The organism is Nitrincola tibetensis (genome assembly GCF_003284585.1).
GTDB lineage: Bacteria > Pseudomonadota > Gammaproteobacteria > Pseudomonadales > Balneatricaceae > Nitrincola > Nitrincola tibetensis.
This window is the reverse complement of record NZ_QKRX01000003.1, coordinates 135,639-150,735: the sequence shown is the minus strand read 5'-3', so window position 1 is coordinate 150,735 and position 15,097 is coordinate 135,639. Positions and strand designations below refer to the sequence as shown.

The 15,097-nt window shown below is 47.7% G+C and carries 14 protein-coding genes; 3 read left to right on the top strand and 11 right to left on the bottom strand.

Annotated features, from left to right (window positions below; all coding sequences use genetic code 11):
* Positions 1-84: 84 nt before the first annotated feature.
* The 3 genes from DN062_RS05005 to DN062_RS04995 all read right to left on the bottom strand — a co-directional run bounded on the left by DN062_RS05005 (position 85) and on the right by DN062_RS04995 (position 5,328).
* Complete coding sequence (locus tag DN062_RS05005; RefSeq protein WP_112158152.1) at positions 85-3,123, bottom strand: efflux RND transporter permease subunit; 3,039 nt, start codon at positions 3,121-3,123, stop codon at positions 85-87.
* A complete protein-coding gene (locus DN062_RS05000; protein WP_162301250.1) occupies positions 3,123-4,205 on the bottom strand; it encodes an efflux RND transporter periplasmic adaptor subunit in 1,083 nt (360 codons plus the stop codon). Before DN062_RS05000 ends, DN062_RS05005 begins: the two co-directional genes overlap by 1 nt.
* 244 nt (positions 4,206-4,449) lie before the next feature.
* Positions 4,450-5,328: an AraC family transcriptional regulator gene (locus DN062_RS04995; protein ID WP_112158148.1), complete on the bottom strand. Its 879-nt coding sequence runs from the start codon at positions 5,326-5,328 to the stop codon at positions 4,450-4,452.
* A 223-nt stretch (positions 5,329-5,551) separates the two neighbouring features.
* Between DN062_RS04995 and DN062_RS04990 the strand changes: the two genes are divergently transcribed.
* Complete coding sequence (locus DN062_RS04990; protein ID WP_112158146.1) at positions 5,552-6,478, top strand: DMT family transporter; 927 nt, start codon at positions 5,552-5,554, stop codon at positions 6,476-6,478.
* Between the two features lie 14 nt (positions 6,479-6,492).
* Here the strand turns inward: DN062_RS04990 and DN062_RS04985 are convergent, their stop codons facing one another.
* The 5 genes from DN062_RS04985 to DN062_RS04965 form a co-directional block, all read right to left on the bottom strand.
* Entirely contained in the window at positions 6,493-7,371 is an 879-nt protein-coding gene (locus DN062_RS04985) for a DMT family transporter (RefSeq protein ID WP_112158144.1), read from the bottom strand.
* Positions 7,372-7,380: 9 nt separating this feature from the next.
* Entirely contained in the window at positions 7,381-7,818 is a 438-nt protein-coding gene (locus DN062_RS04980; RefSeq protein WP_112158142.1) for a pseudoazurin, read from the bottom strand.
* A 17-nt stretch (positions 7,819-7,835) separates the two neighbouring features.
* Positions 7,836-8,588 carry an ABC transporter ATP-binding protein gene (locus DN062_RS04975; RefSeq protein ID WP_112158140.1) on the bottom strand — a complete coding sequence of 251 codons (753 nt, stop codon included), beginning with the start codon at positions 8,586-8,588 and terminating at the stop codon, positions 7,836-7,838.
* Positions 8,585-9,619 (bottom strand): FecCD family ABC transporter permease, encoded by a 1,035-nt coding sequence (locus tag DN062_RS04970; protein ID WP_162301249.1) that lies wholly within the window; start codon positions 9,617-9,619, stop codon positions 8,585-8,587. The genes DN062_RS04975 and DN062_RS04970 overlap by 4 nt, the downstream gene beginning before the upstream one ends.
* A 123-nt stretch (positions 9,620-9,742) precedes the next feature.
* A complete protein-coding gene (locus DN062_RS04965) occupies positions 9,743-10,777 on the bottom strand; it encodes an ABC transporter substrate-binding protein (RefSeq protein WP_205126661.1) in 1,035 nt (344 codons plus the stop codon).
* Positions 10,778-10,927: 150 nt separating this feature from the next.
* Between DN062_RS04965 and DN062_RS04960 the strand changes: the two genes are divergently transcribed.
* Positions 10,928-11,830, top strand: coding sequence for a LysR family transcriptional regulator (locus DN062_RS04960; RefSeq protein ID WP_205126660.1), 903 nt, complete (start codon positions 10,928-10,930; stop codon positions 11,828-11,830).
* Positions 11,831-11,917: 87 nt separating this feature from the next.
* Here DN062_RS04960 and DN062_RS04955 read toward each other — a convergent pair whose 3' ends face one another.
* The gene (locus DN062_RS04955) at positions 11,918-12,979 is read right to left on the bottom strand and encodes a threonine aldolase family protein (protein ID WP_112158137.1); all 1,062 of its coding nucleotides are present in this window, start codon (positions 12,977-12,979) and stop codon (positions 11,918-11,920) included.
* Positions 12,980-13,114: 135 nt separating this feature from the next.
* A complete protein-coding gene (locus DN062_RS04950) occupies positions 13,115-13,456 on the bottom strand; it encodes an FKBP-type peptidyl-prolyl cis-trans isomerase (protein ID WP_112158136.1) in 342 nt (113 codons plus the stop codon).
* Positions 13,457-13,632: 176 nt separating this feature from the next.
* Here DN062_RS04950 and yghX point away from each other — a divergent pair, with 176 nt between their 5' ends.
* Positions 13,633-14,520: a YghX family hydrolase gene (gene yghX, locus DN062_RS04945; protein ID WP_112158134.1), complete on the top strand. Its 888-nt coding sequence runs from the start codon at positions 13,633-13,635 to the stop codon at positions 14,518-14,520.
* Between the two features lie 83 nt (positions 14,521-14,603).
* Here yghX and DN062_RS18515 read toward each other — a convergent pair whose 3' ends face one another.
* Entirely contained in the window at positions 14,604-14,762 is a 159-nt protein-coding gene (locus tag DN062_RS18515) for a BrxR family helix-turn-helix transcriptional regulator (protein WP_156460552.1), read from the bottom strand.
* Positions 14,763-15,097: the final 335 nt, after the last annotated feature.

Here is a 15,097-nt window from a genome sequence, read left to right as displayed (position 1 = left end):
GTCTAGAGTTGGCGACCTCATTTATAAGGGGTCGCCAACTTTTAGAAACACAGTCATCACTCAAGGCAATACGGCTACGCTGATTTAATCTGCACGTATCCGAAACACCATAACATAAAAGAGCGGTAGAACAACTAACGTCAGGGCTGTCGCAAAAGTAAGACCAAACATCACAGTCACTGCCATACTCTTAAAGAAAGGATCCACTAAGAGCGGGGCAACACCTAAAATGGTGGTTAATGCACCGAGAACCACAGGTCGTGCTCGACTCAAACAGGCATCCACCACAGCTTGATATTGCAACTGTCCTTCTTTGATACGATTACCTGCTTCATCCACTAAAACGATGGCATTTTTGACCATCATACCGATCAAACTTAAAAACCCCAAAATAGCCATAAACTCAAATGGGGTACGAAAGACTATCAGACCCACAACAACACCAATCATTGCCAGAGGTGCCGTCATCCAGATCACCAGCGGCTCTCTAAAGGCATTAAACATTAACACCACGGCCAGAACCATTGCTGCAAAACCAAATGGCGCCGATACCGCAAGCCCTTCATTTGCTTCTCGTGACGCATCGTATTCGCCATACCACTTCAATTTATAACCGGGCGGTAATTCGATGGCCTCTATCTGAGGTCGAATGTGATTAAACACTTCACTTGTTGCTAAACCGGGAGCAGGATCCGCTTGCACCTTAATCGTCGCTTCCCTATTAATGCGTCGAATAATAGCGTCTTGCCACACAATATCTACAGACTCTAGTAACTGACTCAGTGGTAGGGTTCTGCCGGCAACTGAGCTAAACACTTCAGTATTTTGGATCGCATTCACTTGCTGTCTTTCGGCGAGGGGGGCTCGAACAATCAAGGGAATTAAATCCTCGCCTTCACGGTAAATACCAATTTTTCGACCGGTTAAAGTCTGAGCCAACGCCGCATTCACATCCAAAGCGGTTAATGCCAATCGCTGAAGTTGTTCTTGCCTCCAAGTCGGTTCAGCAACAGGTACTTGCTGTCGCCAATCATCTTGAATGGCAATGAGACTTGGATTTGACCCCATTAGACTCTTCGCCTCTTCCGCCAAACGCCTTAACTCAGCTGGATCAGGACCTGTAAACGCCGCTTCAATCTTTTTGCCACCACCGCGACCCAACATAAACTTCCACACTTTCACGGACGTATCCGGTAACATGCTTGAGAGTTCATTTTGTAGATGCTCCACTAAACCGCTAATGCGGGCCTGATCATCGACCGTAACGAGAAGTTGAGCGAATGCTGGGTTTCTGGGTTCTGGTGAGTAGGTCAACATGAAACGCAAACCACCCCCTCCAATAAAGCCAGACGTATTCAATACACCCTCTTGCGACGAGACGTTCGCATCCGCACGGGCCAAAATATCAGCCGTACGCTGAATATCTGTTCCTTGAGGCAGATAGAGATCAACAACAAACTGAGGGCGTTCAGACTCAGGCATAAAGCCCGGCAGTACAAACCGTGTTCCCCAGGCGGCACCGAACAGGATTAACAATACGATTGCGACAGAAATAAGCCGATGTGTAAGCACCCAGTGTAATAAACCCGAGTACCACTGCGTAATCAGATGCTGTTTTATTGGCTCTATTTGAGTGGGCGCTTTAAGAAAAAGGTAACACAGCATAGGTGTCACTGTGACCGCGAACAGCCAGCTCAGTAACATAGAATAGAGGATTACCCAGAATAAAGAGCCTGCGTACTCACCCATATCCCCAGGCGAAAAGCCTATCGCACTGAAGGCCAGGATACCCACCAACGTGCCACCTAATAAGGGCCAAATCGTGCTGCGCACCACTGCAGATACAGCATCCTTCCGATCCTCTCCCTTTTGTAGCCGAACCACTACGCCATCACTGACTACAATAGCGTTATCCACTAACATCCCTAGAGCAATAATCAATGCACCAAGAGAGATACGCTGCATTGCAATGTTATCGATCAACATTACGATCAACGTTCCAGCAACCGTGAGCAGCAGAACAAAACCAATAATCATGCCAACGCGAAGCCCCATAAACAGGAGCAACACCACAAAAACAATTGCGACTGCCGCTAATAAATTCGCCGCAAATGCAGATACGGCTTGATCGACAGATTCAGACTGCAACGAGATAGGGTGTAATTCCATTCCCACAGGACGAAGGTTTTCTAGCTCCAGCAATCGTTGGTTAACAGCCTGCCCCATTTTAACCACATTACCGTCACGAACATTGGAAATACCTAAGCCAATGGCACGCTGCCCCTTAAACGTCATCATCATATTCGGGGGGTCTGAATAGCCTCGGACAATCTGTGCTATATCGGAAAGACGCAGCACGGAGTTATCCGCACCTAAACCGATTTGTAGACTTTTCAAATCCGCAAATGCCGTCACACTGCGCTGGGGAATAACGGGAACACGAATGCCATCCGCCAATATATCTCCTGCCACACTGATAATATTTTGCTGTTGCAACACTTGATAGACTTGCTGCACACCTAATCCGAAATGAGCCAACCGCTCTTTAGAGAGCTCAATAAAAATCTGCTCTTGAGGAGCGGCCAACAAAGCGGTTCTAGCAACACCAGGCACGAGTGCCAACTCTTTAGAGAGGCGGTCAACATAACGATACAGTTCACGATCAGTAAAGCCTTCAGCGGTTACCGCATAGAATTGAGCATACACATCCGCAAAGTCATCATTGACTAAGATAGGTCCCGCACCAGGCGGCAAACTGCGCTCGGCATCAGACATTTTGCGTCTGAGAATATCCCAGACCTGCTGAAGCTCTCCGTGCGTTCGTGCAAACTCAATTTTAATTTCCACTGTCACTTCGGAGTAACCCTGCTTAGAAACGGACTCAACTCGCTTCACTTCCTGTAACATCTGCACAGCGGCTTCAACGCGATCCGTTACCTCGTTAGCGACTTCTTGAGCGCTCGCACCGGGATAGGGCGTGACAATGACGGCCTTGCGAATAATAAACTCTGGATCTTCAAAACGCGGTAACTGAGTATAGCTAAGATAGCCTCCTAGCAAGATAAGAAGAATAATGACCCATAAACTCGTGCGCTTAGCAACGGAATAAGCTGCAATATCCATTACTCAATGACTCCAATAGGCTCCATGGGTCGAACTTTCATTCCCTCTCTGACACTGTTTACACCTGCCGTAATAATCTGTTCACCTGCGTTCAAACCGGATCGTATAAAGACTCGATCACCAACCAATTCACCAATATCTACTGGCTGTAATGTCGCGCGACTTTGCTGGTCAACCGTCCACACGAACTGCTGTCCTTGATTATTCGGTAACACTGCACTCAACGGAATGCTGATATGCTCTCCATCCCCCTGCTGAGATGCAAATACACGCGCTGACATACCTGGCAAAATATTGGCATCGCCTTTGTCATTCAACGCCAAAATGACTTGATAGGTTTGAGTCACGGGATCTGCCTCGGTCGAAAAGGATTTCAAGGTCACCGGAAAGGTTTGATCTAAGCCCGGAACTTCAGCATAAGCCCCAGTTCGACGAGCAGACTGAAGCACCACTTGATCCGGCACTTGAATGACGACTTCGAGATCCTTCGGATCTTGAATCAGTAAAACTGGTTGATTCGCCGATACACGTGAAAAATTTTCGACTAATTTGCGACTGACTATGCCGTCAAATGGTGCTTTAAGGATCGTTTCTTCAAGAGAGATTCTAGCCGTACTCAAACGATTGGCCGCGAGACTTCTTTGTGTTTCAAGCCTTTCAAGGTCTCTACGAGAAATCGCTTGGGTACTGTCAAAAATAGCTTTGCCTCGACGATAATCATTATCGGCCGACGTAAACTCAGCTTGTGCTGAGTTAAATGCCGCTCTGATTTCTCGATCATCCAAGCGAGCCAGCTCATCGCCCTGTTGAACCAATTGCCCCTCATTGACCCGAATCTCTTCGATACGGCCCGCCACTTTAAATGCCATTTCAGCACGCTGTGCCGACCTTAACGTTCCGTTGAAAACAAGATCTGTTGCTAATACAGCTTGCACCCTTTCAATACGGGCTGGACGAACAACCTCTTCAGAAACGCTGGACGATGGCGGTGGAGCTGCATCACACGCGGCCAAAGCAAGCGTGCACACAAAGAGCACAAGGAGTTTAAAGGAAACCAGGTTACGAACATTAAATTGCACCACTGCGATGCCTCCTGCGTAGATCAAACTTATTAAATATCGTCACTCTTCCAGTCAAGAACGTACTTACACAACAACCCGTTTCGTCAAAAAATGGGTAAAGAATTGCTATTAACCACTAGCAGGATTAAGTCTAGCCACTTGAAACACTAGTACACATTTGAATATTGTTCCAACCGTCATCTCTACTCGAACAAGACTGGTTGAGTCTATACATTTGAGATGTCTTTATAACGACAGTCTTTGTTTAGACCGTCAGTGATTTTCTTAGATATGAAGGCTGCACACCTTTCACCTGCCGAAACCGGTTGGACAAATGACTCGATGAACTGAACCCGCATTCCAAGGCAATATCTACTAAGGGCAGGGACGTCTCTTTCAACAACATTTCGGCTCGCTGTAGACGTCTGTGCAACACGTACTGATGAGGTGCCAGACCCTGACTCTGACGAAACATGCGCGAGAAATGGTACTCGCTGAGGCATGCCTGAGCCGCCAAGTCTCTCAACAGCAAGGGTTGATTCAAATGGCTTTCGATGTACTCAAGCACACGCTTGAGTTGATAGGGTGCCAATCCACCACGTGTCTGAGGGAGCTGCCAATTGCACTGAGCGTAGGTTTTGAGTAAATGAATCAGCAATAAGGTTGTCGCACTGCTAAGGGCCAGTTGATCGCTGCGTTCTTGCCAATTTAGGTTTAATAAAAACTGATGATAGAGAAGGGTAATACTGGCATCCTCAGCAAAATGCTTTTCATCAAGCAACAGGCTGGATGGCGATTTGTTCCACACCTGCTCGCTCAAGGTTTTGAGGTGCTGGTCCGTGAAATAGAGATGCACAAACTCCAGTGGGCCGCGAATATCCCAAGCGGACTCATGATCCTTTGGCATCAGGCAGAAGCGACCGGGCGCACCGCCGTTGCGCCATCCATGTGGCGTTTTGCGGTAGCATTCAAAGCCATCAGCAACGTACAGGCTCAATGTGTGATGCTCTGACTTGTCCAGTGCAATATGATCGTCGTCATTAAACCAACGCGCCAACCCCATACCGTTCTCAAGGCTAGAGCCTGCTTTCAGCACGGGCTTGTGTCGACTCATCTGCTTAAAGACTTGGTAGTGTGAATGCATGACGCCCCCTGCTGCTTGTCAGCCAATCCGATCTCAGGATACTAAACATCTCGCCAAGTGCTGCCAAGCAGACATCGCCCCTAGTGGTTAAAAAAACGCAAGAATGTGAAAGTTAAGTGAAGCAATCTGCAAGATGAAACACATCTGTCATCGCTATAGTGACACATCATCAACAAATGACCATCGCTGAACATCTGATCAGTACAGGGTTTCGAGGATCAACATGAACGCTTTTCTATATATCACGACAGTGTTGATTTGGGGCACCACTTGGATCGCTATTGCATTTCAACTTGGTGAAGTCGCGGTCACTGTCTCGGTATTCTATCGCTTTGCGCTGGCCGCATTGTTTTTGCTGACGTGTCTTGCCGTACTTGGAAAACTGCGCCGTATTAATCCCCGTGATCATCTTTTCTGTCTGATGCAGGGCATGTGTGTTTTTTGCTTCAACTTTCTACTCTTTTATACGGCGACTCAATACATCACATCGGGGCTTAATTCGGTCGTTTTTTCCATGGCCGTGATGTTCAATGCCATCAATGGCGTGATTTTCTTTCGGCTCCCTATTACTTCGCGCATTTATCTGGCAAATGGATTAGGTCTGATCGGCATGCTGCTACTATTCTGGCCAGATCTCACGGGCGAATCTTTCAATCTGGACGTTCTCTTCGGACTGGGCTGTGCGCTACTTGGCACCTACGGGTTCTCTCTGGGCAATATGATTAGTCTGCGCCATCAACGCAAGGGGCTGGATTTGCTCTCAACCAATGCCTATGCCATGTCGTATGGCGCCCTCACTCTGCTCGCGATTGTCCTGCTCACGGGTACGCCTTTCACATTGGATACGTCTTTTAGTTATTTAAGCGCTTTGTTCTATCTCGCAATATTTGGCTCGGTGATAGGATTTGGCGCCTACTTCGCGCTGATTGGACGCATTGGGGCAGGCCAAGCCGCCTATGCCACCCTGCTCTTTCCACTGGTCGCTTTGGGTATCTCCACGCTCTACGAAGGCTATGTCTGGACACTTCCAGCCGTGCTCGGTCTTGTCATGATTCTGGTGGGTAACGGGGTCATGTTTATTAAAGGAGGCTCGGTCAAACCTACAACAACCAAAATGGCTGAAGAAAAGGGGATGACAACGGCAAACTAAGTCTCGCTTAACAACTACCCCCTTACAGGACGTGACTCTATTTTCAGCACACCGACTCCAGCCAAGACAATGATCACGGCACCGACCAGCGCGATGGGGTCAGGCAAGCCGCCAAAGACGCTATAGTCGAGCCCGAGCGCCCAAAAGATCGCCGTGTATTCAAATACTGCGAGCGTAGAAACCGATGTTCTCGCCATGGCTTCTGTCATAACAACATGGGCTACGCCGCCAAATAAACCTGCACTGATCAGCCAAAAGAGGGTGTGCGTATCCAATGGTGCCCACCCTAAGAAAGCGGTCAACAAGCCGAACAGGCTGCAAATCAGTGCAAAATAAAAGGCAATACTACCCGCATGCTCTGTGTGCGTTAGCTGTTTGATTTTAACTTTTGCAATTGCGGTGGTAATCGCCATCGCCAACCCTGCCATACACCCCAGCAACGTGCTTTTGGTCATATCAGGCGATTCCAAAGAAGGATATAAGATAATCAAAACACCTAAAAACCCTGTCAATACCATGATGACCAGATAAAAAGAGGGCCTTTCCCCCAACAGCATAACCGCCAAGGGAATCGCAAAAATCGGGGCCAAAAAGCCCAGAGCTGCAGCTAAGGACAAAGGCAAATACGCCAAGGAAATAAAGGATAGGAACATCGCTAGACAACCATATGCACTGCGCGAGAGGTGTCCTTTCCAATGCCGCGTCCGCAAGGCAGTTGGAAACGCATTCATCCACATTAAATAGAGCACAATCGGAATCAACGCGATACTGCTACGCCAAAAGACAATCTGCCCCACTGGCGCGTCGGCTGACGCGATCTTCACACAGAGCGCCATCCCGGCAAATAAACCCGTCGCAATGAGCCGTAGCGAAATACCCTTCCAAGCGTTCATGTCTGAGAATTACCTTGTCACCGCCACATGTTGATCAATAATCATATTAAAACGCTCTAATGCTGCAGCGGGCAGGTCATCTGGGAGAACCAGCTGATCAATCGATGGATTGCCAACCTTGACCAGCATAACCATCCCCATGGTGTAATGGGGCGGACATCTCAGCCCATACCATCCTTCAAGGGTAAACTGCGTTGTAAAGTCTTCGTCGATCTTACTCATAAAGGTTGCGGCACCTTCAGGAATAAAGTGTTTTATCGTTCCGACGTTATGCCCCCGATGCTCCGGTACGAATCGAATGCTGTCTCCTGGATTAATCGCCAAAAAATCGGGCTCAAATGGCATCGGACCTGTTGCATTCATATTGAGCATTTTCACTTCGTGAAGGGTGTCAGCCGCGAGATACGGCATAAACAGCACACACGCCAGCAATAGCAATGTTCTCATCAGAGTATCCTGTGTAATTAGAAAAAATGAAGTAAGGGTCGTTGCAGTTCAGGGTCATGAATTGTTCGAGTCTTTACCCCAAACACCTCCCAGATACGATCAGGTGTGAGCACCTCTTCAGGCTTACCGATCGCAACCAGACGACTGGCGTGCATAATGATCAAACGATCACAGCGAGCGGCCTGATTCAAGTCATGCAAAGCAACGACAATGGTCGTCTTTAACGTTTCGACCAGCTGCAAAATAGCCAGCTGATTTTGAATGTCTAAATGGTTCGTTGGCTCATCCAGCAGCAGTATTTCGGGTTGCTGCGCTAAGGCTCTAGCCAGATGAACGCGCTGGCGTTCGCCACCCGAAAGGGTTTGCCAAATACGATTCCCAAGGTGCTGAATACTGAGCGCGTGCATGGCGTCATCAACAATATAACGATCCCGCTCTGACCAAGGGTTCAACAGAGAAAGCCAAGGAGTCCGTCCTAGTTCAACAGCATCACGAACCTGGATATGCTCGTGTGTTTCGGCTTGCTGTGTCACGAAAGCGAGCTGACGTGCGACTTCACCTCGTTGGAGCTGATGTATTGCTTTCCCCTTTAAGAATACCTGCCCATGGCTCGGCTGAGTAATGCCGGCCAGTAATCGAAGAAGTGTTGATTTTCCCGATCCATTAGGGCCAATCAACCCTAGAACTTCGCCGGGTTGCACCTCAAAAGACAGCGGGCTGATCAAGGTTTTACCACGCAGTTGATAACTGACATTCTGGACCGAAATCATTTGTGCTTAGCCCCCCGAATCAGAATCAAGGCAAAGGCAGGTGCGCCAATCAGGGCCGTAACGACGCCGATGGGTAAGACTTGCCCAGGCACGACGATACGAGAAAGGATATCGGACATGACTAGAAACACAGCGCCCATCAAGGCCGAAACTGGCAGGAGAACAGCATGGCGAACCCCAACGAGATAGCGTGCGGCATGAGGGATCACCAAACCCACAAAACCAATTGATCCAACCATCGACACCATAACGGCCGTCATTGAAGCCGTTACCAATATCAAAATAAAACGCACTCGCTTCACTGGAATCCCCAAAGACGCCGCTGACTCTGACCCAAAGGTAAAGGCATCCAGTGCGCGGGCATAGTACAGAGCGATGGCTAGACCGATGAGAGCGATTGGAACCGCAAGCCAAGCATCACCCCAACGCACACCACTGAGATTACCCAACAGCCAAAACATGATGCCTCGAGCGGCCTCGGCATTGGCTGATTTGGTAATCATTAACGCCGAAAGTGCATGAAACAATTGAGCCCCTGCTATACCTGCCAAGATGATCTGCCCAGTGACTCGGGAAAGAGCCAGCACAAGACCAAACGACAGCAGTGCACCTAAGAACGCCCCTGCGGACATAGATAGGATACCTGCGCCTATGCCCACAATCGTGACAGCGACGGCCCCCGCAGATGCCCCCGCAGAGATCCCTAAAATATAGGGATCAACCAAGACGTTTCTTAACAACGACTGCAAAATAACGCCACTCACCGCCAGAGCCGCACCGCAGCAAGACGCAATCACTGCGCGGCTCAAACGGTATTCCCATAGAATACCGGCATCAATCAGATCAACAGCATACTGAGCACCAAGCAGTTTGTTGGCCAGTGTTTGATACACCGTTTGTGGGCTAATCGAACTCTCACCTATTGTAACGGCCAGTAAAATGGCGGCCAAAAGTATACTGGCAGCCACCAATAGGCCTCTGAATGACTGAATAATAAGGCTTGCGGTTTTTTGCAAAACAATTGTGGACATGCGCGACTATTTCCCTGCCAAATCCATCGGGCTCAAAGCCTCAACCAAATTCTTGGTCACAGGCTCTGAGCTTAATTGGCCTTTATTTTTTTAGAAAAATTTCTTGGCTCTACTCCATATTACTTAACTCTCACTCTTAAATGCCTCTAGTGCTTCACCCAGCTTTTCCAATCCTTCAATTGAACGGAGGGTGACTTCCATGGCATGAGCGTCCATGATGATAATGCGGTCATTAACGACAGCATCCATGTGGCGAGTCACGGGGTCTGTACGCAAAAATTCTAGTTTTTTCTGATAATCATCGGCCTCAAAACGACGGCGCTGCATCTGCGCAATAACAATAAAATCTGGATTAGCTTTGGCGATTGACTCCCAACCAACAGATGGCCAAACCTCATTCGACTCGACTATATTGCGTATACCTAAAGTAGACATCATCCAGCCAGGAACCGCTTGACTACCTGCAACCCAAGGATCCATTTCTAAAGCAGCACTGGAAAACCAAAATACGGCGGACACATCACCAAGATTCTGTTCAGCCGCTTTAGCGATAGCCTTCACTTCCCGTTGCTGAATCTCACGAATGAGCTCTTCACCTTTTGGCTGCACATCAAAGAGTGTTGCTAAATCACGAATGCTTTTATACAGGTTATCCAATGTGAACATTGCGGTGCGAACACCATCCACGCCTCGGCTGGAATCCTGATCCAAGCACTGTGAAGCCATTACATAGGTTTGAGTTCCTAATGTATGAAACTGCTCACGTGTACCGACCACGCCTTGAGGTCCTACACTGAACAAAAAATCAGCGGTGACAAGATCAGGCCGTTTTGAAACGACACTTTCAAAACTCGGAAAGTTATCCGCTAAACGTTCAATATTGGCATTTACCTCTTCAAACTCTTGAGCAACATCAGTAAACCAGTTAGACGTTCCCACAACCTTTTCATGTAACCCCAAGCGATAAAGCAACTCGGTAGAGGCTTGTCCAACTGTAATGACTCGCTCAGGAGGAGCACTCACATTGAGTAGATAACCACAGTTATCAAGTGCTTCAGGCAATTCCTGCGTTTGACTGATGGCAACGCTCGAAAGCCCAGTCATCAGACTGCCCATTAGCAAGGCACGTGAAATAGGATGTGAAAATATAACTGCCATGTAGATCTCCTTCAGTTCAAACACTGTGTGATTTAATCAGAAGGCTATTATCCTTGTAATTACTAATGATTATCAATTGATTTAATATTAAGCCAACATTCCTAAACGGAATACCCCCTTCTCAACTTGCGTTCAATAGGCTGGCAACGTATGTGTGATAGTTTCAATATTCGTCAAATGGAAGCCTTCAGAGCCGTTATTAAGCATGGTTCCGTCAGCCGTGCAGCCAACAGTTTGTTTATCACCCAATCAGCCGTTAGCAAACTCATCTCAGCATTGGAAGAGGATGTTGAATTAACCTTATTTGAACGGCGCTCTGGACGCCTACAACCCACGCCGGCCGCTCTAAAACTCTACGAACACAGCGATCGCGTGTTTACCGAACTGTCTCAACTGGGCCGAGAAATAAAGCTTTTAAAAAAAGAAGGTCCTCGAGTCTTTTCAATTGGACTCCTGCCTGTACTGGCGAGTCGCTATTCGGCAGAGGTGTGTAAAGCGTTTCGTGAACGACACCCGACGATCCATCTTTCCCTGATGACGGGGAATACCGCCATGATCAAAGATTTACTCATTAGCCGAAAACTGGATGTAGGCATTATTTCAACCCCCATTAATCACCCTGCATTCGTCTCTGAGACGGTGTTGGGTTCCTCCTTAGTCTGTGTGATGCCGCAAGACCATCCACTGACAAGTAAAGACGTCATTCACGCACAAGATCTTCATCAGTTTGAGTTCGTCGACTACAATCCAAATGATCTATGCAGTGCAGTACAAAGCAAGATTTTTGATCAGTTTAATTGCAGCCCTAAACTCACGATAGACGCAACCACCGCCTCGTTGGTCATGAACCTAGTTGAATCTGGATTTGGAGTGGGACTGGTTCATCCTGCAACAGCCTATTGGCGAAAAACAGATCTCTGCATCAAACCCTTTTTACCTCAAACACCTATTTCGTATTATTTTTGCCATGATCAAGACCTACACAATGCCGATCTGATTCAGTCATTCGCCGAATGCATGAACCAAACCCATGCACAAACATTCGACGTTTAACGAATATTTATAGCCTCTATATTTGAAGCGGATACTCACTCGAAGAAAGCCTTATGCAAGTTATCTGAAGAGCTATTTTACACCCCACTATTTGACCCGGTGCAATGCATCAATAAACTGCACGACCTCGCAGGGCTTAGTTTGGAAGGAACAGACTAAGCGTACCATCGCCTCATGCTCTCGTACCCGCTGCTCTGCAGGAACAAAACTGGGCGTCCACTCATAAAATATGCCACCTTGATCCCGAAGCGATTGAATCAATGCTTTGGGCATCACTGCAAATACCTCATTGCCTTGTGTTGGCCATACGATGCGGCACTTAGGGTGTTCAGCAATGCCTGCAGAGAGTTGCCGTGCCTGCTGGTTGGCATGAAGTGCCAGCTCCCGCCAGTGGTCGTCTTTTAGCCAAGCCAGAAACTGGGCACTGATCCAACGACTTTTGGATAACAGATGCCCTGAACGTTTACGCAGATGAACAAATTTTTTGGCTAAGGAGGGTTTAAAAAAGATCACGGCTTCGGCAGTCATGGCACCATTTTTAGTTGCCCCTAGGCTCAACACATCAATGCCAACACGCCATGTCATTTCAGCCGGACTGCAATCCAAACTCACCAACGCATTTGTAAAACGAGCACCATCCATGTGGACAATTAAGCCATACTGATGAGCAATGTCCGTGAGTTCACGCAGTTCTTCTAGGCTATAGACTTGGCCTGACTCTGTGAGCTGAGTCAGGCTGAGTACGGCGGGTTCGGCATTGTGTGGAGGATGCGCAGAGCCTTGGCTTAGTGTATGCCCTAGGGTTATAGCACTCAGCTTAGGTGCTTGCGCATCAAGCCCAAGTAAACGTGCGCCCCCTGTAAAAAACTCGGGAGCCGTTAACTCATCATTTATAATATGAGCTTGCCCATGGCACAACGCAATTTGCCAAGGCTCTAGACTACAGGCTAAAGCTAGACAGTTAGCAGCGGTACCAGTGCTGACAAAATGAACATCAGCGTCACATTCAAACCAATCGGCAATTGCTGCCCGAGCTCGATGCGTCCACTCATCATCACTGTACGCAGCAGCGATGCCCTGATTCGCCTCAACCAATGCTTGCATGATCGCTGCAGAAACCCCCGCTTGATTATCACTACCAAAATACATTCACATCACCTCAAATTAGGGGGTTAAAAGCAAAAGAATGGAGACCAATGCTAAAGGCCACCGTACCCTTAACGCTTACTCGATAGTATTACCTATCTTGGCAACGTACAAATACGAGCAAAGGAGTCGTGCTGCTTAATCGTCTCGCGTTAATACGTCGAGCAACTCGATTTCAAAAATCAGATTGCTGTTTGCAGGAATCATTGTGCCGATTTGACGTTCACCATATGCTAATGTGGCGGGAACCCAGAGCTTTCGTTTTCCACCGACTTTCATGTCCTTAAGGCCCAGTATCCAGCCTTGGATCACACGCTTATTGCTCAACACCACTTGGAAGGGTTCGCCGCGTTTGTAGGACGAATCAAACTCGGTACCATCTTCCAACCAACCGCGATAATGCGCCGTAATCAGCGCACCACGCTCAGCGGTTTTACCATTGCCTTCGATCAGCTCTTCGATTTTTATTTCGGGTTGCATAGTTTGCTCTTCATATAAGGAAATGAATTACATTATAACGGCCATGGCAGCTCGTGATAAACCGCTGTCGATTTTGCTCGGGCAGGAACTTTACCTCCTTAATTATCGACTAAACTGAGTCACAAAACGCATACATACACCACTCGGTTTAAAATGAATATCTCAAGGAGAAATATATGTCTCGCCTCACTGCCAAAGATTTTCATCCTGACCTACTGGAACTCTACGATGGATATGTTCATGGACGTCTCAGTCGGCGCGACTTTTTGGATCGAGCCGCACTGTTCGCTGTCGGCGGCCTTACCGCTTCGGCCATTCTAAGCTCACTCAGTCCTAATTATGCTATGGCTCAACAAATTGCCTTTACCGACCCCGACATACATGCACAATACATTCACTATCCTTCTCCCAATGGGCATGGTGAGGTGCGTGGGTATTTAGTACGCCCAGCCAATCTACAGGAGAAGGCAGCCGGAGTAGTCGTTGTACATGAAAATCGTGGACTCAATCCCTATATTGAAGATGTTGCCCGGCGTGTTGCAAAGGCAGGTTTCGTGGCACTGGCCCCCGATGGCTTAAGCTCAGTCGGTGGATATCCTGGAAATGATGACCAAGGTCGAGTTCTGCAGCAACAAGTTGATCCTCAAAAACTCATGAATGACTTTTTTGCGGCGATCGAATTTTTACAAGCCAGTGAGCACACCACGGAGAAAGTTGGCATCACTGGATTCTGTTACGGTGGTGGAGTTGCGAACGCAGCCGCGGTTGCATATCCTGACCTTGCCGCCGCTGTGCCCTACTATGGCCGACAAGCTAATCCAGATGATGTTACTCGGATTCAAGCCCCTTTACTCTTTCACTTTGCCGAGACAGATCCAAACATCAACGCCACTTGGCCAGCCTATGAAGAAGCCTTGAAGGCAGCAGGAAAAACCTACGAGACACATAGCTATCCGGGTACTAATCATGGCTTCCACAATGATTCAACACCTCGATACGATGAAGCCGCTGCTAAGCTGGCTTGGGATCGAACAATTGCTTGGTTTAGGCATTATTTGGTTTGATAGGATCGTATAATCTATCTGCTTGATTGTTTTCTTTCGAGTATTCTATCTAGTCACCCTTGGTTAGTTGGAACTCTTCGCTCCTACTTTTTAGTGCGGTGTGAGAGATATTGATTAATACTTTTACTAGCCGACTGGCGTGTGATTTTAAATTCACGAGCTAGATCAGAAGCATTAACATGTCCTTCCCACCATGCAAGCAATTCAATCAGCCAATATCTTAGTTGTTCTGAAGTATTCACACTTATTTCCTTAAGCTCCATGTGACTCACCCAAGCCTACTGTATGCTCGTCAAAATTTCGACTATTAAATTCCGTGCAAAACTTACCTAGCCGGAGCGACACAGCTTCCATTTAAACATAGATAAATCATTAGACATTTGTGCAGCCTGCCAGCATCCGATTACTCCTGTTCAGTCGGCGAGGTCCTAGAAATGAATGAGAACTGATGATGCTATAAACACAAAGTTACTAAGTACTCATGTGGCAAAAAAACGATGATCCAACCACTCGGCGCTTTTCAAGCCACTAACGTTGACAAAGCACTTAGTGCAGGACCACTTATTATCCGCGAAAC

Coding starts and splice junctions, on each gene's coding strand:
- DN062_RS05005 (WP_112158152.1), bottom strand. CDS start 3,123: ATGGATATTGCAGCTTATTCCGTTGCTAAGCGCACGAGTTTATGGGTC.
- DN062_RS04995 (WP_112158148.1), bottom strand. CDS start 5,328: ATGCATTCACACTACCAAGTCTTTAAGCAGATGAGTCGACACAAGCCC.
- DN062_RS04990 (WP_112158146.1), top strand. CDS start 5,552: ATGAACGCTTTTCTATATATCACGACAGTGTTGATTTGGGGCACCACT.
- DN062_RS04985 (WP_112158144.1), bottom strand. CDS start 7,371: ATGAACGCTTGGAAGGGTATTTCGCTACGGCTCATTGCGACGGGTTTA.
- DN062_RS04980 (WP_112158142.1), bottom strand. CDS start 7,818: ATGAGAACATTGCTATTGCTGGCGTGTGTGCTGTTTATGCCGTATCTC.
- DN062_RS04975 (WP_112158140.1), bottom strand. CDS start 8,588: ATGATTTCGGTCCAGAATGTCAGTTATCAACTGCGTGGTAAAACCTTG.
- DN062_RS04970 (WP_162301249.1), bottom strand. CDS start 9,619: ATGTCCACAATTGTTTTGCAAAAAACCGCAAGCCTTATTATTCAGTCA.
- DN062_RS04965 (WP_205126661.1), bottom strand. CDS start 10,777: ATGGCAGTTATATTTTCACATCCTATTTCACGTGCCTTGCTAATGGGC.
- DN062_RS04960 (WP_205126660.1), top strand. CDS start 10,928: ATGTGTGATAGTTTCAATATTCGTCAAATGGAAGCCTTCAGAGCCGTT.
- DN062_RS04955 (WP_112158137.1), bottom strand. CDS start 12,979: ATGTATTTTGGTAGTGATAATCAAGCGGGGGTTTCTGCAGCGATCATG.
- DN062_RS04950 (WP_112158136.1), bottom strand. CDS start 13,456: ATGCAACCCGAAATAAAAATCGAAGAGCTGATCGAAGGCAATGGTAAA.
- yghX (WP_112158134.1), top strand. CDS start 13,633: ATGTCTCGCCTCACTGCCAAAGATTTTCATCCTGACCTACTGGAACTC.